The 22,126-nt window shown below is 65.0% G+C and carries 17 protein-coding genes and 1 pseudogene; 7 read left to right on the forward strand and 11 right to left on the reverse strand.

Annotation, left to right across the window (positions count from 1 at the left end):
* Window positions 1-7: 7 nt before the first annotated feature.
* Both EVC45_RS04220 and EVC45_RS04225 read right to left on the reverse strand, forming a co-directional pair.
* Entirely contained in the window at window positions 8-895 is an 888-nt protein-coding gene (locus EVC45_RS04220) for a sensor histidine kinase (protein ID WP_129956777.1), read from the reverse strand.
* A gap of 424 nt (window positions 896-1,319) precedes the next feature.
* Entirely contained in the window at window positions 1,320-2,090 is a 771-nt protein-coding gene (locus EVC45_RS04225; RefSeq protein ID WP_062125522.1) for a ferredoxin--NADP reductase, read from the reverse strand.
* A 588-nt stretch (window positions 2,091-2,678) separates the two neighbouring features.
* Here EVC45_RS04225 and EVC45_RS04235 point away from each other — a divergent pair.
* The gene (locus EVC45_RS04235; protein WP_248295027.1) at window positions 2,679-3,833 is read left to right on the forward strand and encodes a hypothetical protein; all 1,155 of its coding nucleotides are present in this window, start codon (window positions 2,679-2,681) and stop codon (window positions 3,831-3,833) included.
* A 186-nt stretch (window positions 3,834-4,019) separates the two neighbouring features.
* On the opposite strand, the gene EVC45_RS04240 is transcribed toward EVC45_RS04235, so the two are convergent.
* The 5 genes from EVC45_RS04240 to EVC45_RS04260 form a co-directional block, all read right to left on the reverse strand.
* Window positions 4,020-4,976, reverse strand: a complete 957-nt coding sequence (locus tag EVC45_RS04240) for an ABC transporter permease (protein ID WP_129956778.1) — start codon at window positions 4,974-4,976, stop codon at window positions 4,020-4,022.
* 63 nt (window positions 4,977-5,039) lie between these two features.
* Window positions 5,040-6,020 carry an ABC transporter permease gene (locus EVC45_RS04245; RefSeq protein WP_129956821.1) on the reverse strand — a complete coding sequence of 327 codons (981 nt, stop codon included), beginning with the start codon at window positions 6,018-6,020 and terminating at the stop codon, window positions 5,040-5,042.
* A 79-nt stretch (window positions 6,021-6,099) separates the two neighbouring features.
* The gene (locus EVC45_RS04250; RefSeq protein ID WP_248295028.1) at window positions 6,100-7,665 is read right to left on the reverse strand and encodes a sugar ABC transporter ATP-binding protein; all 1,566 of its coding nucleotides are present in this window, start codon (window positions 7,663-7,665) and stop codon (window positions 6,100-6,102) included.
* A gap of 324 nt (window positions 7,666-7,989) precedes the next feature.
* On the reverse strand, window positions 7,990-9,009 hold the full coding sequence (locus EVC45_RS04255; RefSeq protein WP_129956780.1) for an ABC transporter substrate-binding protein: 1,020 nt from the start codon (window positions 9,007-9,009) through the stop codon (window positions 7,990-7,992).
* A 175-nt stretch (window positions 9,010-9,184) separates the two neighbouring features.
* Window positions 9,185-10,237 carry a LacI family DNA-binding transcriptional regulator gene (locus EVC45_RS04260; protein ID WP_129956822.1) on the reverse strand — a complete coding sequence of 351 codons (1,053 nt, stop codon included), beginning with the start codon at window positions 10,235-10,237 and terminating at the stop codon, window positions 9,185-9,187.
* A 338-nt stretch (window positions 10,238-10,575) separates the two neighbouring features.
* Here EVC45_RS04260 and EVC45_RS04265 point away from each other — a divergent pair, with 338 nt between their 5' ends.
* The gene (locus EVC45_RS04265) at window positions 10,576-11,580 is read left to right on the forward strand and encodes an aldose 1-epimerase (RefSeq protein WP_129956781.1); all 1,005 of its coding nucleotides are present in this window, start codon (window positions 10,576-10,578) and stop codon (window positions 11,578-11,580) included.
* Window positions 11,581-11,626: 46 nt separating this feature from the next.
* Here the strand turns inward: EVC45_RS04265 and EVC45_RS04270 are convergent, their stop codons facing one another.
* Entirely contained in the window at window positions 11,627-12,424 is a 798-nt protein-coding gene (locus tag EVC45_RS04270) for an endonuclease/exonuclease/phosphatase family protein (protein WP_129956782.1), read from the reverse strand.
* Window positions 12,425-12,478: 54 nt separating this feature from the next.
* Complete coding sequence (locus tag EVC45_RS04275; protein ID WP_129956783.1) at window positions 12,479-13,099, reverse strand: hypothetical protein; 621 nt, start codon at window positions 13,097-13,099, stop codon at window positions 12,479-12,481.
* Window positions 13,100-13,372: 273 nt separating this feature from the next.
* Between EVC45_RS04275 and EVC45_RS04280 the strand changes: the two genes are divergently transcribed.
* The 3 genes from EVC45_RS04280 to EVC45_RS04290 all read left to right on the forward strand — a co-directional run bounded on the left by EVC45_RS04280 (window position 13,373) and on the right by EVC45_RS04290 (window position 16,279).
* A complete protein-coding gene (locus tag EVC45_RS04280; protein ID WP_129956784.1) occupies window positions 13,373-14,350 on the forward strand; it encodes an AAA family ATPase in 978 nt (325 codons plus the stop codon).
* Between the two features lie 354 nt (window positions 14,351-14,704).
* Entirely contained in the window at window positions 14,705-15,811 is a 1,107-nt protein-coding gene (locus EVC45_RS04285; protein WP_129956785.1) for an NAD(P)/FAD-dependent oxidoreductase, read from the forward strand.
* Between the two features lie 156 nt (window positions 15,812-15,967).
* The gene (locus tag EVC45_RS04290) at window positions 15,968-16,279 is read left to right on the forward strand and encodes a high-potential iron-sulfur protein (RefSeq protein ID WP_129956786.1); all 312 of its coding nucleotides are present in this window, start codon (window positions 15,968-15,970) and stop codon (window positions 16,277-16,279) included.
* Window positions 16,280-16,448: 169 nt separating this feature from the next.
* On the opposite strand, the gene EVC45_RS04295 is transcribed toward EVC45_RS04290, so the two are convergent.
* Together EVC45_RS04295 and EVC45_RS04300 are read right to left on the reverse strand one after the other, a co-directional pair.
* Entirely contained in the window at window positions 16,449-18,005 is a 1,557-nt protein-coding gene (locus EVC45_RS04295; protein WP_129956787.1) for an amidase, read from the reverse strand.
* A gap of 257 nt (window positions 18,006-18,262) precedes the next feature.
* On the reverse strand, window positions 18,263-18,961 hold the full coding sequence (locus EVC45_RS04300) for a dienelactone hydrolase family protein (RefSeq protein ID WP_129956788.1): 699 nt from the start codon (window positions 18,959-18,961) through the stop codon (window positions 18,263-18,265).
* 332 nt (window positions 18,962-19,293) lie between these two features.
* Between EVC45_RS04300 and EVC45_RS04305 the strand changes: the two are divergent.
* Window positions 19,294-20,399 (forward strand): annotated as a pseudogene (locus tag EVC45_RS04305) (NAD(P)H-dependent flavin oxidoreductase).
* Window positions 20,400-20,850: 451 nt separating this feature from the next.
* Entirely contained in the window at window positions 20,851-21,996 is a 1,146-nt protein-coding gene (locus tag EVC45_RS04310; RefSeq protein WP_129956789.1) for a branched-chain amino acid ABC transporter substrate-binding protein, read from the forward strand.
* Window positions 21,997-22,126 lie beyond the last annotated feature (130 nt).

Consider the following 22,126-nt stretch of genomic DNA (forward strand, 5'->3'; position numbering starts at 1 on the left):
CGCGGGCTCACGATTGCAGCGCGCGCCGGGCGGCGCGCGGGGCGGGGATGGCCGCCAGCAGCGCGTGCCACGCGAAGCGGGCCTGGATCACGGTGCCGCGCGCGGCGTTGATGCCGTTGCTGCCGGTGTCGCTGTCCTCGCCACCACCGACGCTCGCGCGCCTCGCGCCGATACGCAGCGTGCCGTCGAATGCGGCGCAGCGCGCCTGCATGCCGGCGAGGCCGAAATGCTTGCCGGGTTCTTTTTGACCGCCGCGTTCGCGCGCGGCGCCCGGCAAGCCGATGCCATCGTCGCTGACGAAGAGCCTCAGATGACGCGCGCCGGTTTCGACGCGCACGTCGCCTGAGGTCGCGCGTGCGTGTTTCGCGACGTTGTTCAGCGCTTCCTGCGCGACGCGGAACACGGCGAGCGCCGCATCGGCGGGCAGGCGAGCGAGCCGCGCGTCGTCGCTGCAGGTGAAGGTGGTGCGTAAGCCGGTGCGCGTGGAGAAGTCGCGGACCCAGCACTTCAGCGCGCCGGCGAGGCCCGTCTCGAACGACGGCGCGTGCAGTTGCGCGATGGCCTCACGGCTCGCCGCGTGCACCGCGTCGAGCGAACGATTCGCGACCGCCAGCGCGGCCGCGCATTGCGGCGGCGCGTCGGCAGGCAGCCAGGTTTCGACGCCGGCGAGCGCGAAGCGCGTCGCGGTCAGTTCGGCGCCGACGCCGTCGTGCAGCTCGCGCGCGACGTGACGGCGCACGCTTTCCTGCGCGTCGACCAGTTCGGCCGACAGCTCGCGCACCCGCGCGCGCAGTCGCTCGATCTCGCGCGCGGCGAGCGATGGCATGTCGAAGCCATCACGCTGCGCGGACGAGGCCAGCGGAGCGTTGAACGGGACGGCAGTCGACGTATCCATGAATTTCCCTCTCAGGAAGCGGAGTGGACAGCGAAGCGGGCGCGCGCAGACGGAATCAAAGCCTGCATCACGAGGTTTCGCGTCCCGCCATCGGGTAACCAGCGCGACGGACGAAACACGATGGCCCAACGTAACGAAATTTACATCCAGTAACAACTCGGGTTGACGAAAATCGGTGCACGAATTCGTCTGATCTCGCGGCGCGATGATATCCCAAAAAGATTAAAAAAGCAGTCACACCAAGGGTTAGCGCCGAGTTTTCAGAATTTACATGATGTTTTGCGCATACTCGTCATGTCAGAGGAATTCTGACAGCGAAGGTGATGCGACGGGCTCCAATTTGTAACGGAGCAACAAAAAAGGAGCCCGGAGGCTCCTTTTTTTGGATTTCGCGGCGCGCGGGCCGCGAAGAGGCAATGCCGGCTTAGCCGACGAAGGCCTTTTCGACCACGTAATGACCCGGCTCGTTGTTGCTGCCTTCCTTGAAGCCCGCGTCTTCGAGCAGCTTGCGCGTGTCGCGCAGCATGTGCGGGCTGCCGCACAGCATGACCCGGTCGTTCTCGAGCGAGAAACCCGGCACGCCGAGGTCGGCGAACAGCTTCTCGGTTTCGATCAGCTCGGTGATGCGGCCCCGGTTCTGGAACGCTTCACGCGTGACGGTCGGGTAGTACAGCAGCTTTTCCTGCACCAGCTCGCCAAGGTGTTCATGCGCCGGCAGGTGGTCGGTGATGTATTCCTTGTACGCGAGTTCGTCGACGAAACGGCAGGTGTGCGTAAGGACCACGCGCTCGTAGCGGTCGTAAATGTCCGGATCCTTGATGATCGACATGAACGGCGCGAGGCCCGTGCCGGTGGACAACAGCCACAGCGTCTTGCCCGGCAGGAGGTTATCGGCCACCAGCGTGCCGACCGGCTTCTTGCCGATCAGCACTTCGTCGCCGACTTTCAGGTGCTGCAGACGCGACGTGAGCGGGCCGTCCTGCACCTTGATGCTGAGGAATTCGAGATGTTCTTCGTAGTTCGCACTGGCGAGGCTGTATGCGCGCAGCAGCGGCTTGCCCTCGACCTGCAGGCCCACCATCGTGAACTGGCCGTTTTCGAAGCGGAACGACGGATCGCGCGTGCAGGTGAAGCTGAAAAGCGTATCGGTCCAGTGATGGACGCTCAGGACGGTTTGTGAATTCAGGTTGCTCATGGCTTCTTGGATAGTGCGAAAACAAAGGCGGCCAGTCGTCTGAGCCGGCCGGCACGGCAAGGGCGATGCTGCGCTGACCCGTGGTCGGGATTCCCGCGCAATCCGCCATTTTACCGTGCCCGCCGGGGCGGGGCTGCGGCGCGGCGGTCGAGCGATGTAAAGCGGGTTGCCAAACCGGGAAGCGGCGGCGCCGGCTTGCTGGCGCCGCGAAGTACGTTGGCGTGAGGGCGGCCGCGCTTCAGCGGGGTACGGCGATTTGGCGAACGCCGCACAGGGCGGCTGCCATTGGCTGTCCGGCAGGCGAGAAAGCGACGCGCCGCGCGGACAACAATTTCAGGATGATACCGAAAGGCGGCGTGCGGTGCAGCATTGACCCTGCTGATAAAACTGGCAAATGGGGCGGAACCCTTGCCGGCGCCATCGAGATCGCCTCGCGTTCGACATCGTTCGCACGGCGCAATTTTTTGGGGAATACGCCGGACGTTGCGTCGTTTACGCAGCACGCGAGTCGCGCAAAGCGAGGCAGTGCCGTGGGTGCGCGATTCGTCCTGGCGGCCTCGTCCGCCCCTGCTAGTAGGAGGTGTTCAAATGGAAACTTCTCGTGCGATATCTGCATTCGGTTCATACACAGGCTTCAACGGACTGGCGATACGGGCACGCGCATCGCGCCGTTTGCGTCGCGCGGTGTGTCGAGCCGGTCTGCTGGCTTTATCGTTGGGGACTGTCGCGGCACAGGCGCAGGAGGTGATCCTGCCGCCGCACGCGGTGACCTCATCGACCGTTCCGACCAACGGCGATGTCAATCCGTACGGCATGGCGTTCGTGCCGTTCGGCGTGCCGTCCTGGAGCACGCTCAAACCCGGCGATATCGTGGTGTCGAATTTCAATGCGCAGTCGAATCTGCAGGGGACCGGTACGACGATCGTCAAGATCGTGCCCAATGGCAATCCAGTCACTTTCTTCCAGGGAAGCAATCTGGGTCTCACGACGGCGCTCGCGGTGCTCAAAAACGGCTTCGTTCTGGTGGGTAACGTGCCGACCACGGATGGCAAGAACGTCATCCCTCCGGGCTCGTTGCTCGTCATTAATCCGCAGGGCGGGCTCGCGAAGGAACTGAAAGATTCCAGACTGCTGGACGGTCCCTGGGATCTCACCGTGATCGACGGGGGGCAATACGTGCGGGTCTTCGTCTCGGATGTCCTGAACGGAAAGGTCGCGCGGATCGATCTTGCCTTCGGCGATGACGGCGTTCAGATGCTGCATAGCTCGACCATCATCGCGTCAGGCTATATGCACCGTACCGATCCGGCGGCACTCGTGGTCGGCCCCACGGGCTTGGCTTACGACCCCTCGAAGGATGTGCTTTATGTCGCCTCGACAGGTGACAACGCGGTGTTCGCCATCTACGGCGCCGCGGGCGCGAATCACGATGGCGGCATGGGCCGGATGATTTACCAGGACAACAAGCATCTGCACGGTCCGCTTGCACTGGCGCTCGCGCCCAACGGGCACCTCGTCACCGCCAACGGCGACGCGGTCAACCCCGACCCGAAACATCCCAGCGAAATCACCGAGTTCACCGTCGACGGACAATTCGTCGCTCAACTGCAGGTCGACTCTGCGCCGGGCTCTGCGTTCGGCCTTGCCTTCGGCCTCGATAGCAGGCGCCACCAGCAGTTCACCGCGGTAGACGACAACACGAATACCGCGACGGTCTGGACGTTGCGCACAGACGATCAATAACGGAACCGAGGACGGCGATCGGGGACGACGTAACGCGTCGGGGACGCGTCACGGTCACACGGTTCCGCGGCTGGTCTATCGGTACACAGATAGGAGTCGGGGGCGGCGATTGTAGCGGCAAGCCTTAGTCAGATAAGAAAATTCTGTTCGATGGATTTGATGACGCCAACTCGCGGGTGCCGCTTGCTATGCCGCCGCCACCCGTTTTTTCCCGCGCTGTTTCAACACCCGCGCCTGCAGCACGATCACGAGCAGCAGAAACACGCCGCGAATCACCGACTGCCAGTACGCGGACAGACTGATGAACCCGAGCCCGTTCTCGAAGTTCAGCAGGTTGAACACGAGCCCGAGCAGCAGCACGCCGGCAATCGTCATCGCGACCGAGCCCTCGCCGCCGGTCAGCAGCGTGCCGCCAAGCACGACCGCCGAAATTGCGAACAGCTCCCAGCCGACGCCTTCGTTCGGCTGCCCCGCGCCGAACTGTGCGGCAAGGATCACGCCCGCCATGCCGGCGAGCAGCCCGCTGACCGCATAGGCCGTCACCAGCGTGCGGTCGACGTTCAGCCCCATCAGCCGCGCCGCCTCTTCGCTGCCGCCGATCGCGAGCGAGTGCCGCCCGAAGCGCGTGCTGCGCAGCGCGAGCCAGCCGGCGAGCGCGGCGGCGAGCGCGACGAGTCCCGGAATCGGCAGCCCGAACAGGTCGCCCTGACCGAAGTTGCCGAAGTTCGAATCGGCCGCGATCGACACCGCGTCGTTCTTGCCGAGCAACAGCGCGACGCCGTGCGCGCCGAGGCTCGTCGCGAGCGTGACGATGAACGGCAGGATCCTGAGCCGCGTGATGATGATGCCGTTCAGCACGCCGACCGCGAGTCCGGCCACGCAGCCCGCCAGCACCGCGACCCAGCCGCCGTAGACGCTTGTCAATGCGGCGACCACGCTCGCGAGGGCCGCGACCGTGCCGACCGACAGATCGATGCCGCCCGTGATGATCACGAAGGCCATACCGATCGAGATCAGCGCGAACATCGAGTTGTAGCGCCAGAACGACGTGATGTTGTACGCCGAGCCGAAGTGCTCGTAGCGCACGAGGCCAAAGACGACGAGCGCCGCGAGCGCGAGCAGAATGGGAAGATTCTTTTTCATCGCATCGAATCCGGAAAGGTTGCGCGCAGATCGTGAAAATGAGCGTGGGAGCCTGCGCCAGAATCAGCGCGAGCGCCGCTGCACATAAACCGCCGCGACGATGATGCCGGCCTTCACGACGAGCGCGGCCGCATCGGGAATGCCGTGCGCGAGCAGCGTATAGCGCAGCAACTGGATGATCAGCGCGCCGATCAGCGTGCCGCCGATATACGCCTTGCCTCCCGTCAGCGCGGTGCCGCCGACCGCGACCGCCGCGATCGCGTCGAGCTCGACGCCAAGCCCCACGACGTTCGCATCCGAAGACGAATTCACCGAGATCGAGATCAGCCCGGCGAGGCCCGCGAGCGCGGCGCACAGCGTATACGCGATCATCTTGACGGCGGCGGTCGGCACGCCGCACAGATACGCGGCTTTTTCGTTGCCGCCGGTGATCAGCAGATACTGGCCGAACAGCGTCTTGCGCACGACCCACACGAACACGCCGACGAGCGCGAGCATCAGCAGCACCTGGAACGGCACACCCGCGACCTTGCCGAGCGCGATCCACTGGAACGCCGGCGTGTTGAACGCCTGCAGGCTGCCGTCGGTGACGACCTGAGCGATGCCGCGCCCGGCGATGAACAGCACGAGCGTCGCGACGATCGGCTGCACCGATAATCGCGTGACCAGCAGGCCGTTGAATACGCCGCACGCCGCGGCGGCCAGCACCGGCAGCACGAATGCGAGCGCGATGCCGAGCGGTCCCGCGATATTGAGGAACAGCATTGGCGCGAGCGCGCCCGAAATCGCCATCGACGCGCCAACCGACAAATCGATGCCGCCCGTCGCCACGACCAGCGTCATGCCGATGCCGACGATCACGATCGTCACGACCTGCGTCATGTTCACGTTGAAGGTCTGCAACGACCAGAAGTGCGGCGTGAAGATCAGGTTGAACAGCACCATCGCGAGCAGCACGATCACTTCGCGCTGCATCGCGAGATGGCGCCACTTCTGCACGGCGCTCGCGGGCCGCGCGGGCGGGGTATTGGTCGATTGCATCATGGTGGTGTCGGCGCCCGAAGCGGCGGCGCCCGACGCACCGGCGCCCGACGCATCGCCGCGCAGCGAATTTGAATGCAGCTTAAGCGCCATGACGGTCGCCCTCCAACGCGTCTTCGATGTGTGCCGATTGCGCGGCTTGCGCGAGCGTCGATTGGCCCTCGCTGCCGTAGGCGATCGCATCCATGATCGCGGTCTCGCTCATGTCGGCGCCGTTCAGCTCGGCGACGGTGCGGCCGTCGCGGATCACCACCGCGCGATCGGCGACCGCGGTCAGCTCTTCGAGTTCGGACGCTGACAACAGCACCGCGAGCCCCGCGTCGCGCAACTCGCGCACGATCTTCGCGACGTCGGCTTTCGCGCCGACGTCGATGCCGCGCGTCGGTTCGTCGAGCAGCAGCAACGTTGGCTCGGCCGCGAGCCAGCGCGCGAGCAGCACTTTCTGCTGGTTGCCGCCCGACAGCTCGCGGATCGGCTGATCGGCCGAGCGCAGCTTGATGCCGAGCGACGCGATGAAGCGATCGACGATCGCCTGCTGCTTCTTCACGTCGACGATGCCGTTCTTAGCGAGCGTGCGCAGACAGACGAGCGTCAGGTTCTCCCTCACCGACAGCTCGGGGACGATGCCTTCGCCCTTGCGGTCTTCGGTCAGGTACGCGAGGCCGCGTGCGATCGCATCCTGCGGCGACTTCAGCGCGACCGTTTCGCCGCCGATCGTGAGTGAGCCTTGCGCCAGCTGATCGGCGCCGAACATCAGCCGCATCGTTTCGGTGCGGCCCGAGCCGAGCAGGCCGGCGAGGCCCACCGCCTCGCCCGCGTGCACCTCGAGCGATACGCCGTTGACCTTCGGCGGCGCGCCGAGCTGCGTCGCGCCGATCACCTGCTTGCCGCGCTTCGCGAGATTTGCTTCGCGCGCGGCGGTGTCGTCCTGCACGACCGCGGCGAGCGAGCGGCCGAGCATCGTCGTGACGAGCTGCAGCTTGTCCATCTCGGCCATCGTGCTTTGCGCGACCGTCTGGCCGTCGCGCATCACCGTGACGCGATCGCACAGCCTGTACAACTCGTCGAGCCGGTGCGACACGAAGATCACCGCGCGGCCGTCGTCGCGCAGCTTCCGCACGACGGTGAACAGCAGCTCGACTTCACGCTCGTCGAGCGACGACGTCGACTCGTCCATGATCACCATCTTCGCGTCCGACGACACCGCGCGCGCCAGCGCCACCATCTGCTGGATCGCGGTCGAGTAGCGGCCGACCGGCTTTTTCACGTCGATCTGCAAACCGAACGAATCGAGTAGCGCGGCGGCGCGCCGCTGCACCGTGCGCCAGTCGATCAAGCCGAAGCGGCGCGGTTCGCGGCCGAGAAAGATGTTTTCCGCGACCGAGCGGAACGGCACCAGGTTGATCTCTTGATAGATCGTGCTGATGCCCGCTTCGCGCGACTGCTTCGGCGTGCGGAAATCGACCTCGCGGCCTTCGAATCGCACGCTGCCCGAGCCGCGCCGATAGGCGCCGGTCAGGATCTTGATCATGGTCGATTTGCCGGCGCCGTTCTGGCCGATCAGCGCGTGCACTTCGCCCGCTGCGACGCTCAGATTCGCGCCGCGCAACGCGGGCACGCCGCCGAAGCTGATGCCGATGTCCTGCATCTCGAGCAGCGGCGAACGGGTAAGGGGGGAGTGTGGCGTCTCTTTGCCAGATTCCGTCACGGGAGTTCTCCTGATGCGGATGCTGCCGATATTGCCGACTGCGCTGTTGCCGGCGACGTGGGGCCGGTCGCGCCAGCGCGCGGCCCCTGCTACGCCCGCATAAAAGCGAAGCGACGGTCCGTCGGTCACGGGCGCGTCGCTTCGAAGCCTTCCCACCACCCGCCCGACGAGGAGACATTCATGGAGAGCGGGTGACTTCCTGCTACAACGCCGAAGGGAGTCCCCGAGGACATGCTGCCGCGGGGCGCTTCCCGATGCTTGCGATCAATAGCCGTACTGCATGCTCTGCTGCACGTTTGCCTTGTCGTAGAAGCGGTCGGACACCTTGACCCAGGTCGGGATCTTTTCACCCTTCGCATAGCGCTGCGCGACGTCGCAGGCGAGCGGGCCGAAGAACGGGCTCGACTGCACGCTCGCGCCGAGCTCGCCGGCCGCGATCGCGTCCATGCCGCCCTTGGTGCCGTCGATCGTGACGATCTGGATGTCCTTGCCCGGCTGCTTGCCGGCCGCCTTGATCGCGGCGATCGCGCCGAGCGCCATTTCGTCGTTGTGCGCGTACACGGCGGTCACGTCCGGATGCGCCTGCAGCAGCGTTTCCATCACCTTGCGGCCGGTGTCGCGCGCGAAGTCGCCGCTTTGCGACGCGATGATCGTCATGCCGGGATTCTTCGCGATGACTTCGTCGAAGCCCTTCTTGCGATCGTTCGCGGCCGACGCACCCGTGGTGCCTTCGAGCTCGATGATCTTCGCCTTGCCGCCCGTCGCCTTGACGAGCCAGTCGGCGGCGCGGTGACCCTGATCGATGAAGTCCGAGCCGATGAACGTGATGTAGTCGCGGCCCGCCTTCGCAACCGACTGGTCGACGTCACGGTCGACGAGGATCACCGGAATGCCGGCCTTCTTCGCCTGCAGCACGACCGGCGCAAGCGGCTTCTCTTCGCGCGGCGGGAAGACCAGCAGATCGACGTGCTGGGCGATCATGCTTTGAATGTCGGAGACCTGTTTGGAGTTGGAGCCGTTGGCGTCGGTCATCACGACCTGCCAGCCGCATTTCGCGGCGATGTCCTTGAAGCTCTTGGTTTCCGCGAGACGCCACGGGTTGTTGCTTTCGGTCTGCGCGAAACCAACCTTCAACGGGGTCTTGGTCGACAACTTCGGCAATGCGTCGTCGGCATGCGCGGCCGCCGCGCCGACACCGATTGCCAGAGCCAGCAGCGAAGCTGCCAGCGGACGAATCTGCTGCTTGCGCGCGAGCATGCGCGACTGCGTATTGAGCGACGCCATGTCTTCCTCCAGTAACCGGTGACGGTGTATTTGCTTTTTTTGCTGCTCGGGATTGTCTCTGTCCAGCCGGGATGCCGACCGTTTTTCACCGGCGAGCGCGCGGTTGGCTATGACCCACCGGTACGCTTGCTTCCCGACCCGACGTGCCGATTATTCCACCAGGAATTATTATCGGTCAATCACTAATAATATTAATGGTCACCGGTTTCGTCTCGGTAATTACCCTGACCGAGGTGCGTTCGACCAACGGTCCATCCAGCTTGACCGTGCGATGGCGCACGGGCGCGCCGGCCGCGCGGTTGTGCTCTTCCTGCAGCAGCGTGTCGACGGCCCAGCGGCCGAGCTCGTAGTTGGGCAGCACCACCGTCGACAGCGGCGGGTGCGTGTGGCGCGCGATTTCCTGGTCGTCGTAGCCGAGCACCGATACGTCCTCGGGCACGCGCAGGCCTAGCTGCTTGAGCGCCTCGATCGCGCCGATCGCGGTCAGGTCGTTCGCGCAGAAGATCGCGGTGGGCGGATTGACCTCGCGCATCAGCGACAGCGTCAGCTCGAAGCCGAGGCCCGAGCTCCAGTCGCCGTCGCGCACGAGCTCTGGCGCGAAAGGCAGATCGGCGGTTGCGAGCGCGGTGCGGTAGCCCTTCAGACGGTCTTTCGCGGCGTCCTGCCACGGCTCGCCATTGATATAGCCGATGCGCCGGTGGCCGGCCTGCAGCAGGTACTCGGTCGCCAGATGGCCGCCCGCGACCTCGGCCGGCACCACCGACGAAAACGTGCCGTCGCCGGTGTAGCAGTTCAGCAGCACGGTCGGCACCTGCGACAGCGCGGTCGGCGGCTCGACCTTGCGGGTGTAGACGGTCGCGTAGATCACGCCGAACACGTGCGGGTTCGCGAGCACCGTGTCGAGCACCTTTTTTTCGATGTCGGCGTTGCCGTGAGTGGAGTAGACCGCGAGGATCTTGCCGTTCGCATACGCGGCGTCGCGCGCGCCGTCGATGTTGACGACCGGATGCGGGCTCGTCGAGATTTCGTCGGCCAGATAGACGATCAGATTGCGCTCGTCGCTGGAGGTCGCGAGCGGCTCGCGCAGCGACAGCCGGTAGCCGAGATCGTGCGCGGCCTTGAGGACATTGTTGCGGGTGGTCTCGGAGAATTTCGCGCCGGCCGCGTTGTTGAGCACGAGCGAAACGGTGGATTGCGACACGCCGGTGAGCTTGGCGATGTCGGTCATGGTCGGGCGGCGCTGAGTCGATTTTTTCATTGTGCGGGCCGCGGCGAGGCGGCGCGGAAGCAGGGGAATGCCAGCGGCATCATGCTGCTGACGGTACCACTAATAATATGCGCGCGGCAACGTGGGCCAACTCGTCTTCGACGAGGGGACCTTTCGTACTGTTACGAGCCCGTTCGAACGAATTTATTACTAATAATATTGACCAATGACGCCCTGTCGTGCGATTCTCGCTCGGGCGGACTGAGGTAGTCCGCCGGCCGCCTGGTGCGCGGCCTGTCAAAGGAGATACGAATGCACGTTGATGCCGCCACCTGCTCGCGGTTCCGCCTCGTCTGACCATGCGCGACGTTTCCCTGAATCCTGCCCGGCCACACGCGGCACAAGCCGTCACACGATCGGCGGCGCAACTCTCGTGGCTCGACGATCCCATGATCGCCGCGCGCCTCGTCACGTTGTCGGCCGGCGCGTTGCGCGCGGTGCTCGCGCCGGAGGTCGGCGGCGCGCTCGCGGCGTTCTACGAAGTCACGCCGCAGGGGCCGTTGCACTGGCTGCGGCCGGCGCTGCCGGACGCGTTCGCAGCGCGCGATCCGCTGCGCATGGCGAGTTTCCCGCTGTTGCCGTACTGCAACCGGATTCGCGATGCGCGCTTCGCGTTCGACGGCGCGATGATCGATCTGGCCGGCAACGACCCGCGTTTCGCGCATGCGCTACACGGCAACGCGTGGCGTCATCCATGGCGCGTCGGCGCGCGCAGCGGCAACGTGGTGGACTTGCACTTCGAGCACGAGCCCGATGCGAGCGTGCCCGGCGACTGGCCGTTTCGCTATCGCGCGCGCCAGCGCATCGAGCTGCGCGATGGCGCGCTCTACATCACGATGTCGGCACGCAATCTCGCCGGCCGGCCGATGCCGTTCGGCATGGGCCATCACCCGTACTATCCGCGCACTGAAGCGACCCGCATCCATGCCGACGTGCAGGCGATGTGGCACGCCGACGCCGACGTGCTGCCGACGCATCTGGGCCCGCATCCGGCCGTCGATGCGTTGCGCGCGGGCCTGTCGCCCGATGCGTTCGATCTCGACAACAACTTTTCGAACTGGTCGCGCGCGGCGACGATCGCGTGGCCCGACGAGCGCCGCAGCCTGACGATGCGCGCCGACGCGCCGTTCGATCACATGGTCGTGTTCGCGCCGGCCAACGATCCGCAGCTATGCGTGGAGCCGGTCACGAATACGACGGATTGCTTCAACGCGGTCGGGATGGGCGAGCAGGTTGGCGGCTGCGTGTTGCAGCCGGGCGAAGAGATCGAAGCGGCGCTGAGCTGGACGCCGCATCGCGAGTGAGGGGGCACGCGCTTGGCGTTGGCGAAAGCGCAACGAGCGGAGGCGCCTAGTCCAGCCGCAACTTCGCCATATAGGGCAAATGATCCGACAGCCACGCGGTCTCCTGCGCCGGCTGGATCCATTCGACCGGCTGCATGCCGCGCACGAACATCTTGTCGAGCGACAGCGCCGGCGAGAACGCCGGGAACGTGCGCGCCGGTTCGCCGAGCAGCGTCGCGACTTCCTGCAAGCCGTGCTCGCGAAACAGCGGCACCGAGTCGTTGCGCCAGTCGTTGAAATCGCCGGCCAGCACGAGCGGACCGTCGGGCGCTTCCTTCGCGATCCAGTGCGCGATCCAGTTCATCTGCCGTAACCGCGCCGGGCGTGTCAGCGCGAGATGCGCGCAGAGCAGCGTGACGAGCCGTCCGCCGAACGTCGCGCGCGCGACCAGCAGGCCGCGTTTTTCGAAGCGGTGCGCGGAGATGTCCCAGCGGCCGCCGAGATCGAGCGGATGCGGCGACAGGATCGCGTTGCCGTGCCGCCACGACGGCTTGAACACGTTCGGACCGAGCGCGACTTCGAGTTCGAGCGCGCGCGCGATTTCGGTCGCCTGACAGTGCCATACGTCGGTCAGCGGATCATCCATCGGCGCGCCGAAGCTGCTCGCCAGAACCGGCGACGGCATGCGACGCGCCATCGCTTCCTGCAGGAAGTAGGCGTCCGCGTGGGTCGATTGAACCCAGCTCTGCATCGCCTGCCAGGCCTGAAAACCAAGCGGCGTGCGGCCCTTGTGCAAGTTCCAGCTCACCGCGACGAAATCATTCGGCGCGAGGCTCTCGCGGATCAATTCTTCTGGGTTTCGCATGCCGCGTTGTCCACGTGTTCTGTTTGAGCGCGTCGGTCAGGCGCGCGGTTCCTGTCAGTTCGGTTTGTTGCCGCCGGCTGCGGCGCTATTGCCGCTCGTGCCGCTGCTTGTACCACCGCTCGTGCCGCTGCTTGTACCACCGCTCGTGCCACCGCTCGTGGCTCCATTCGTGCCGTTGCCGTTCGCACCGCTGCTCACGACGCTCGCATGCAAGCGATACACGAGGTTCGGATCGTGATCGACGATCGTCCAGCTCGCCCATTGATCGGGCGGCACCACGAGCCCCGGATGACTTGCGCTTACCTGGCGCGGCTGCGGGGGCAGCTTGCAGCCGATGTTGGTGCGCTGCGCATTGTTATCCTCGAGCGTTTCCTGCGTGTCGATCGAAAACATCACACCCTCGGGATCGACGCGCAGCGGCGACACCGTGAGCGTGCGCGACAGATCGATGCTGCCGCCCGGCTGGTCCTTGCAGCCGACGTCGTGCTGCACCACCTGGTGATGCGTATCGGTGCGTGCCTGACCGACGGTGGTGGTGCCGTCGAACGAGTCGATCTGTTGACCATCTTTCACTACCTGCAGTTGCCATTGCACGACCTGCTGCGCTGGCCGTTGTTGCGCGTGGGCGAGCAATGAAGCGCCAAGCAGCATGGCCACGATACTGGTTTTCCACATAGAGGGATCTCCGCTCACGCGTAGCTTGCGTGGTTGCCTCGTCGTAGCAATTGAAGAGCCATCTTACCCCCGATGGCCGCCACGATTTCGGACTCGGTCGACGAGAGCCGGTTCAGCAACGATCCATTGCAGAGAACGATGGGAGTGCCAGCGGTCGTTAGCAGCAGAGCCCCACGACTGCTGGCTTGCACGCGTTTATGTCCTCGCTAAACTGGACTCGTATCGGCGCTCACAAGGCGCCGCCGCCGCAGAATCAGCCAGACGGGGTGAGCGATGTCGACAGCAATGGTCAAACAGGAAATCGCCGTGGCCTCGTTCAGCCGGGTGTACGACCTGGACGAGGTCGAGACCGCGCTGAACGGTCTCGGCGAGGGCGCGAACGAGGCGCTGCGCGCAACCTACGAAAAGATGCTGAAAACCGGCAATCTGCGATTCTGCGTGAAGCCGAACCGGATGCCGTCGATCGACGATCTGATCGACGCGCTGCCCAATTTTTCCGCGCCGCTCGACGACATCCGCAAGCAGGTCGCGCTGTGCCTCGAAACCGAGGACCGGCTCGAACTGATGCCGATCCTGCTGCTCGGCGAGCCCGGCATCGGCAAGACGCATTTCGCGAAGCAGTTGGCGCGCCTGCTCGGCACCGCGTACCAATACGTCGCGATGAGTTCGCTGACGGCGGGCTGGATCCTGTCGGGTGCGTCGTCGCAATGGAAGAACGCGAAGCCGGGCAAGGTGTTCGATGCGCTCGTGAACGGCAGCTACGCGAACCCGGTAATCGCCGTCGACGAAATCGACAAGGCGACCGGCGATTCGCAATACGATCCGCTCGGCGCGCTGTACGCGCTGCTCGAACACGACACCGCCCAGAGCTTCATCGACGAGTTCGCCGAAATTCCGATCAACGCGGGCAACGTGATCTGGATCGCGACCGCCAACGACGAACGCGCGATCCCCGAGCCGATCCTGAACCGCATGAACGTCTACGAGATCCCGCCGCCGGACCACGCGGGCGCGCGACGCATCGCGCAGTCGATCTACGACGAGATCCGCGGCGCGCACAACTGGGGTCTGCGCTTTCCCGAGACGCTCGGCGACGACACGCTCGATGCGCTCAAACGTGCCTCGCCTCGCGAAATGCGCCGCGCGATCCTGAACGGCTTCGGCGCGGCGCGCATCGCGGGACGCGACCAGATCGAACCCGCCGATATCCGCCTCGATTACGGAAACCGGCGAAAACCGATCGGTTTTTGAGGTTTTCGGCCGTTTTTTCGCACCAAACCCCTGCTTTTCTGTGATTGACGCGGCTGTCGCGGCAATTCGTACGGCGTGTGTCGTGAATGCCACGGCAATTATTTCTGTTTTCGACGTGGATGACGGAATCAAGCCAGCTTGCGTGGCCGTCGCCTGATCGGTGAGCACGAACGGATGTCACTTCTGTCTGTACCGAGTCGTACAATTTTCCGTGGCGGTGATAAAAAGACATAAGCAGACCAGCGGACAGATGCGTTCGACAACAAACGGAGCGCGGCGGCGAGGTGCCGTTCCTGTCTTCCTTCCATTGGCTGAACGAGGCAGCGCGCGGCGCAATGCGCCGCGTCATCGGATATGGATCAGATCGAATGTGTAGTGATCGGTGCCGGCGTGATCGGCCTCGCGACGGCGCGCGCTCTCGCGGCGCGCGGGCGCGAGGTGATCGTGCTGGAGGGCGCCGACGCGATCGGCGTAGGCACGAGTTCGCGCAACAGCGAAGTGATTCACGCGGGCATCTACTATCCGCGCGGATCGCTGAAGGCCACGCTGTGCGTGCGCGGCCGCGAAATGCTTTATGACTATTGCGCCGAGCGCAACGTGCCGCATTCGCGCTGCGGCAAGCTACTCGTCGCGACGTCGCGCAACCAGATTCCGCAACTCGAAAGCATCATGGCCAAAGGGCGCGACAACGGCGTGCTCGACCTGATGCGCATCACCGGCGACCAGGCGCAGGCGCTCGAACCGGCGCTCGAATGCGTGGAGGCGGTGTTTTCGCCGCAGACGGGGATCGTCGATAGTCACCAGTACATGCTCGCGCTGCAGGGCGATGCCGAGCGCGACGGCGCCGTGTGCGCGTTCCACGCGCCGGTCGAGGCGATCGAGGCGCACAACGGTCGCTTCACCATCGCGGTCGGCGGCGCGGCGCCGACTACGATCAGCGCCGCCTGCGTGATCAACAGCGCGGGCCTGCATGCGAACGCGCTGGCACGCAGGATTCGCGGACTCGACGCGCGCCACGTGCCGCCACTGTATTTCGCGCGCGGCAATTACTTCAGCATCTCGGGACGCGCGCCGTTCAGCCGGCTGATCTATCCGATGCCGAACGAGGCCGGCCTCGGCGTGCATCTGACGATCGATCTCGGCGGCCAGGCACGCTTCGGTCCGGACGTCGAATGGGTCGACGCGATCAATTACGACGTCGATCCGCGTCGCGCGGAGTCGTTTTATGCGGCAATTCGCGCGTACTGGCCGGCGTTGCCCGATGGCGCATTGCAGCCCGCCTACGCGGGGATTCGCCCGAAGCTTTCCGGTCCCGGCGAACCCGCCGCGGATTTCGTGATTCAGGGGCCGGCCGCGCATGGCGTGCGCGGGCTCGTCAATCTGTTCGGCATCGAATCGCCGGGGCTGACGGCATCGCTGGCGATCGCGCAGCGGGTCTGCGAGCTGTCCGGGCGGGGGTGACTCGGCCTTTGAAGCGGGCTTTGAAGCGGCCCTGGCATCGTACCGATCCGCTTATCTCTACCATTTGGCTGCTCCCGGGCGACGGCTTCGTTGCTATGCTTGGCGAACGCTGTCATCAGAACGGCGTTGATTCCAATACAAATGGAGTGAGTCCCCATGAGATCGTCCCGTCGTACGTTTTTGATCACCAGCATCGGTGTGGCATCGACGCTCGCGCTGTCGCGCCAGGCGTTTGCCGACGCGCCGAAAGTTTCCGAAACCGATCCGACCGCCGTGGCGCTTGGCTACAAGGCCGACGCAAGCAAGGTCGACAAGGCGAAATTCACCAAATTCGCGGCCGGCCAGGAATGCAGCAACTGCAGCTTCTTCCAGGGCAAGGCGGGCGACGCATACGGCGGCTGCCCGATGTTCGCGGGCAAGCAGGTCGCGGCCACGGGATGGTGCAGCGCCTATAACAAGAAGGCCTGATCGAGCCTGCGTCGCTCTTGCCGGCAGGCATTGCGCGGGATGCGCGGCAATCGCGCGGCGCAACCCGTGGCTGCGCGCGTCGTGGGGTTTTGCGGCGCGTGCGGCGCACGCTGCTCGGCGCGAGCCGGGCTGCGTTTAAAGAGCTTCATTGCAGCGGGCCGCTGGATTCTTAGCGCCGCGCATTCATCAACGGTGGGCGCCGGTCGAACCACGGCCGTGCCGCCTCCAGTTGCGCGGCGAGTCTGAACAGCGTCGCCTCGCCGCCGACACGCGCGGCGAACTGCACGCCGATCGGCAGCCCGCGCGCGCTCCAGTACAAGGGCACCGACATCGCCGGCTGGCCGCTCAGGTTGAACAGCTCCGTGCAGCCGGCCCACGCGAACGCCTTGTTCGACGCTTCGTGCAGCAGTTTCTTCATCAACGCTTCGAGCGGCATCGTGGTGACCGCGCGCATCTGCATGCGCTCGACGGAGCTCGGCCGCATCTCGCCGATCTTGATCGGCGCGGACGCGAGCGTCGCGCACAACAGCACGTCATAGCGGTTCAGCAGATCGGTCAGTCGTGCGGTGATGCGGCGCTGTTCGTCGAGCGCGGCCGGCAAGCCCTGCTCGCCGATCTTGCGGCCGACGTGCGCCATCGCCCACGTCGAAATTTCGAACTCGCCGCGCGTCGGCTTGTGACCGGTGATGCGCTCCGCGTTCAGCACGAGGTCTTCGGCGGTCACCGACCACAGCGTCAGGAATGCATGGCGGACCGCCGCGAAATCGACGCCGAGCGACACCGGCTCCAGACGATGACCGAGCGAGCTCGCGAGTTGCGCGGCGTCGTCGAGTGCGGCGCGCGCATCGGCCGATAACGACGGCGCGAGCATCGGCTCGGTCACGTACGCGATCGTCAGAGGCTTGCACGGCTCGCGCGTCGCGCCGAGAAAGGTGCCGGGCGCGCCGGCGGGCCGCTCGGCGTTGCCCGCCAGCAAGTCGAGCAGCAATGCGCTGTCGCGCACGCTGCGCGACACGGCGTGATCGATGCCGAGTTCGCCGGCGCCGGCCTGCGCCGCGCGCGGCACGCGGCCGCGCGAGGGTTTCAGGCCGAACAGTCCGCAGCACGATGCCGGAATGCGGATCGAGCCGCCGCCATCGGACGCATGCGCGAGCGGCACGATGCCGGCCGCGACCGCCGCCGCGGCGCCGCCGCTCGAACCGCCCGGCGTGTGATCCAGGTTCCACGGATTGCGGCACGCGCCGAATAGTTCGGGCTCCGTATAAGGCATCTGGCCGAGCTCGGAGGTGCTGGTCTTCGCGAAGATGTTCAGGCCCGCCGCTTTCGCGAGCGCGACGACCGGCGCGTCCTGCGTCGGAATGAAGTGGCGGTAGTGGCGGCTGCCCATGGCCATGCGCAGTCCGGCGACGGGCGCGCCGAGATCCTTGATCAGAAACGGCACGCCGGCGAGCGCGGCGTGGGCGGCGGAGTTGTCGGCTCCGTTCGCGCCGTCGACGCTATTCGCGCGCTTCGCGTCGTCGCGTGACGCGCGCTGGCGGGCCGCATCGTAGTCCTTCAGAACCACCGCGTTGATCGCGGGATTGACGGCCTCGGTGCGCGAGATCGCGACGTCGATCAGTTCGCGCGCGCTAACCTGACGCGTGCGCACGAGTTCGGCGAGGCCGATGGCGTCATGAGCGAGATAGTCTGATTGCACGTCGGTTGAGCCCTCGCGATCGGTAGGCATGCTGCGTCGAATTCGTGGCCGGTGATGCACGCGCGACTGCGTCGTTTCGCTCGACATTGCGTTGTGCCGCGCGGGTGTCGCACGTGTGAGAAGACGGCGTGTTGGCGTACACGCCGTCTTCTCACAGAGTACCCGAGTTGTGCGCGGAGGTGACTCATGTGAATTCGAATGCGCACTTCAAATGCTCGATTCAAATGCGCGAGCTGGCGATCACATGAGCAACGCGGCGGGGTCCGGCTGAATGCCGGAACCGCGAATTACATCCGCTCGCCGAGGAACGTCAGCGTGCGGCCATGCGCGAGTGCCGACGCGTGCTGGTTGTACGACGCACGCTCCGAGCAGTTGAAGCCGTGATCCGCGTTCGGGTAGATGTTGAACTGCACGTCGGCGCGACCCGCGAAGCGTTCCTGAATCTGGCCGATGTCCGACGGCAGAATATGCGCATCGAGCTCGCCGTAGTGGAACTGCATCGGCACCTTGACGTTCGCGGCCTTGTCGAGATGGTTGTGGATGCCGCCGCCGTAGTAGGCGATAGCGGCGTCGACCGAACCAGCCGCCGCGGCCAGATAGGCGAGACGGCCGCCGAAGCAGTAGCCGATCGCCGCGACCTTGCCGGTCACTTCCGGCAACGCGCGCAACGCGGCCGCAGCGGCGCCGATGTCGGCGACCGCGTCGTCGAGATTGGTCTTTTGCATCAGCTCGATGCCCTTCTCGCGATCCTTGCCTTCATACGTCAATTCGACGCGCGGCTGCACGCGCCAGAACACGTCCGGGGCGAGCGCGACATAGCCGTCCTGCGCGTACTGATCCGCCACCGAGCGGATATGGCCGTTCACGCCGAAGATTTCCTGAATGATGATGACGGCCGGTCCCTTGCCGCCCTTCGGCAGCGCGAGGTAGCCGCCGAAACTGTCGTTGCCGGCGGGGATGTCGATCCATCGGGAAGTCGTGCTCATGCTGTTCTCCATAGACTCGCGCGAACGCCGCGCGAGTTCGGTGTGTGCGAAACGCTCAAGGCCACGCGGCCCTGCAACGGGCGCTTAGTTTGCCATCAAAAGAAACGGCTTGCAGCGAGGCGGGACGGGGCCTCGCGGCTGATGCGGCGCGCCTCGATTCTCGTAAGGCGATTGAAACGATCTCGATAATTCATTTCTCAGAGATGGCGCGGATGCATACAGTCAGTGTGTGATGGGTCGCGTTTGTCAGCGCTTGTCAGCGCATCTCGCGAACCTGTCGAAGAACGTGCGGATCGGCATATCGACGGCTTTGCACCGGAAAGGAAACGAACATGAATGAAGGCAGTTTTGTGACGCCGTTTGCCGAGCGGTTCCAGATGCGTGTACCTGTCGTGCAGGCGCCGATGGCCGGCGGCGCGACGACGCCGGCGCTCGTCGCGGCGGTATCGAATGCGGGCGGACTTGGTTTTCTCGCGGGCGCGGCGCTCGCACCCGAGAAGATCGCGAGCGAGGTCGCGGCGATTCGCGCGCTGACCGATCGCCCGTTCGGGGTGAATCTGTTCGTGCTCGATCCCGTCTCGCCCGATCAGGCGACCGTGCGCCGCGCGCTCGACGCGATCGATCCGCTGCGCGCCGATCTCGGTTTGCCGCCCGGCCAGCCGCTCGCCCGCTATGCGCCCGACTTTCGCGCGCAACTGGAGGTGCTGATCGAATTGCATGTGCCGGTCGCCGGCTTTACGTTCGGACTGCTATCGGCGGCCGACGTCGAGCGTTTGCACGCGAGCGGCAGCTATGTAGTTGGGACTGCGACGCATGTTGCCGAAGGCATCGCGTGGCGCGATGCGGGCGCCGATGCCGTCGTCGCGCAAGGCGCGGAAGCGGGCGCGCATCGCGGCACCTTCATCGGCGCATTCGAAGATGCGCTGATCGGCACCATGGCGCTCGTGCCGCAACTGGTCGACGCGACCGGGCTGCCGGTGCTCGCGCGGCCGGCGGCATCATGGACGGTCGCGGCATCGTCGCGGCACTCGCCCTCGGCGCGCAAGCCGCGATGATGGGCACCGCGTTTCTGACCAGCCGCGAGAGCGCGATTCCCGAGGTATGGAAAACCCGGGTGCGCGGCATGTCCGATACATCGACCACGGTGACGCACGCGATCACGGGCCGTCACGCGCGCGGCATCCGCAATCCGTTGAGGCAACGTTTGCGCGAAGCGGCGGAAAGCATCGCGCCGTACCCAGTGCAAAACGCGTTGACTCAGGAATTGCGGCAATGCGCCGCTCGCGCGGAGAACGGCGATTATCTGTCGCTGTGGGCGGGTCAGGGTGCGCCGCTTGGTCGCTCGCGCGCCGAAGCACTGGGCGCGGCCGAACTGATGGCGCAGCTTGAGCAGGAATGGCAGGCGGCCACCGTGCAAATCGCCACGTTCATGCGTTGATTGCGTGGCCGATTTAAGCCTGATTTAATTTTTTTGCCTCACTCACAATCCTGTGCGGCACGCCACATATTTGAGTTGAAAAACCCTTCGAATCTCGTGCGATACAACTCGGAAAAAGGTTAAATCCGGCTCCGTGGAGAAACTTCCCAATTAGCGGAAACCCGCATGGGCAGGGGCTTTCCAGCCCGCTTACCCAAGCCGTGAGCGGCTCGACCAGGAACTGCGCTATTAGTGTTGTTCCCACTTTCTCAAAAAATTCCCCCAAATTAATTTGATGGCCTACACTTGCGCGCAAGTACGGTTTGCCAACTGTCACAAACGGTCCGGTAAACGTACTGGCCAAGTGCATGAACGATGCAACCGGCGTGGTCGTCCACGGGACTGAGCGACACGTGTAGGGGAAGCGGGGCACAGGGCGATTACGTTGTTTTGACCGAAACTGGAGACTTACATGAACATCAAAATTCAAAAGCTGTTGCCGATCAGCGCTGCGGCGATGCTGTTCGCGACGTTGGCAACATCGGCCGCGGCCGACACGGTCGTCAAGATCGGTCACGTTGCGCCGTTGACTGGCGGTATCGCTCACCTGGGTAAGGACAACGAGAACGGCGCGCGCCTCGCCGTCGAGGAAATCAACGCGAAGGGCCTGACGATCGGCGGCCAGAAGGTCACGCTGCAACTCGACGCGCAGGACGACGCGGCTGACCCCCGTACGGCTACGCAGGTTGCGCAGAAGCTCGTCGACGACAAGGTCGTCGCCGTGGTCGGCCACCTGAACTCGGGCACCTCGATCCCGGCATCGAAGATCTACAGCGATGCGGGCATCGTGCAGATCTCGCCGTCGGCAACGAACCCGGCCTACACGCAGCAAGGCTTCAAGACGACCTACCGCGTCGTCGCGACCGACGCGCAGCAAGGCCCGGCACTCGCGAACTACGCGGCCAAGGGCATGAAGGTGAAGAGCGTCGCGATCGTCGACGACTCGACCGCTTACGGCCAGGGTCTCGCGAACGAGTTCGAGAAGACGGCGAAGGCGCTCGGTCTGAACGTCGTGTCGCACGACGCGACGAACGACAAGGCCGTCGACTTCCGCGCGATTCTGACGAAGATCAAGGGTGAGAACCCCGACGCGATCATGTACGGCGGCATGGACGCAACCGGCGGCCCGTTCGCCAAGCAGGCGAAGCAGCTCGGCCTGCGCGCGAAGGTGCTGGCAGGCGACGGCGTGTGTACCGACAAGCTGTCGGACCTGGCCGGCGACGCAACCGACAACATCGTCTGCTCGGAAGCCGGCATGGCGCTCGAAAAGATGGCGGGCGGCAAGGCGTTCGAAACGAAGTACGAGAAGCGCTTCGGCCAGCCGATCCAGATTTACGCGCCGTTCACGTATGACGCGGTGTACATCATCGTCGACGCGATGAAGCGCGCTAACTCGACCGATCCGGCGAAGATCCTGGCAGCGATGCCGTCGACCGACTACAAGGGCGTGATCGGCGAAACGACGTTCGATTCGAAGGGCGACCTGCAGCACGGCGTGATCTCGCTGTACAACTACAAGCAAGGCAAGAAGACGCTGCTCGACGTAGTGAAGATGTAAATCCGGTGTGATCGAAGGCGGCGTCGCGCCGCACTTCGATTCGCTGCTAAAGAGGCACGCGGGCCGTCAGGCTTGCGTGCCTTTTCTTTTTGGGCGCATTCGATGCGCGAGAAAAAATCCGTTAAATCAA

It is taken from the genome of Paraburkholderia sp. UYCP14C (assembly GCF_004197395.1).
Classification (GTDB): Bacteria; Pseudomonadota; Gammaproteobacteria; order Burkholderiales; family Burkholderiaceae; genus Paraburkholderia.

What these genes read in the sequence shown, in the direction of transcription:
- EVC45_RS04220 (WP_129956777.1), bottom strand. Translation starts at nt 895, where the DNA reads ATGGATACGTCGACTGCCGTCCCGTTCAACGCTCCGCTGGCCTCGTCC.
- EVC45_RS04225 (WP_062125522.1), bottom strand. Translation starts at nt 2,090, where the DNA reads ATGAGCAACCTGAATTCACAAACCGTCCTGAGCGTCCATCACTGGACC.
- EVC45_RS04235 (WP_248295027.1), top strand. Translation starts at nt 2,679, where the DNA reads ATGGAAACTTCTCGTGCGATATCTGCATTCGGTTCATACACAGGCTTC.
- EVC45_RS04240 (WP_129956778.1), bottom strand. Translation starts at nt 4,976, where the DNA reads ATGAAAAAGAATCTTCCCATTCTGCTCGCGCTCGCGGCGCTCGTCGTC.
- EVC45_RS04245 (WP_129956821.1), bottom strand. Translation starts at nt 6,020, where the DNA reads ATGATGCAATCGACCAATACCCCGCCCGCGCGGCCCGCGAGCGCCGTG.
- EVC45_RS04250 (WP_248295028.1), bottom strand. Translation starts at nt 7,665, where the DNA reads ATGCAGGACATCGGCATCAGCTTCGGCGGCGTGCCCGCGTTGCGCGGC.
- EVC45_RS04255 (WP_129956780.1), bottom strand. Translation starts at nt 9,009, where the DNA reads ATGGCGTCGCTCAATACGCAGTCGCGCATGCTCGCGCGCAAGCAGCAG.
- EVC45_RS04260 (WP_129956822.1), bottom strand. Translation starts at nt 10,237, where the DNA reads ATGACCGACATCGCCAAGCTCACCGGCGTGTCGCAATCCACCGTTTCG.
- EVC45_RS04265 (WP_129956781.1), top strand. Translation starts at nt 10,576, where the DNA reads ATGCGCGACGTTTCCCTGAATCCTGCCCGGCCACACGCGGCACAAGCC.
- EVC45_RS04270 (WP_129956782.1), bottom strand. Translation starts at nt 12,424, where the DNA reads ATGCGAAACCCAGAAGAATTGATCCGCGAGAGCCTCGCGCCGAATGAT.
- EVC45_RS04275 (WP_129956783.1), bottom strand. Translation starts at nt 13,099, where the DNA reads ATGTGGAAAACCAGTATCGTGGCCATGCTGCTTGGCGCTTCATTGCTC.
- EVC45_RS04280 (WP_129956784.1), top strand. Translation starts at nt 13,373, where the DNA reads ATGTCGACAGCAATGGTCAAACAGGAAATCGCCGTGGCCTCGTTCAGC.
- EVC45_RS04285 (WP_129956785.1), top strand. Translation starts at nt 14,705, where the DNA reads ATGGATCAGATCGAATGTGTAGTGATCGGTGCCGGCGTGATCGGCCTC.
- EVC45_RS04290 (WP_129956786.1), top strand. Translation starts at nt 15,968, where the DNA reads ATGAGATCGTCCCGTCGTACGTTTTTGATCACCAGCATCGGTGTGGCA.
- EVC45_RS04295 (WP_129956787.1), bottom strand. Translation starts at nt 18,005, where the DNA reads ATGCCTACCGATCGCGAGGGCTCAACCGACGTGCAATCAGACTATCTC.
- EVC45_RS04300 (WP_129956788.1), bottom strand. Translation starts at nt 18,961, where the DNA reads ATGAGCACGACTTCCCGATGGATCGACATCCCCGCCGGCAACGACAGT.
- EVC45_RS04310 (WP_129956789.1), top strand. Translation starts at nt 20,851, where the DNA reads ATGAACATCAAAATTCAAAAGCTGTTGCCGATCAGCGCTGCGGCGATG.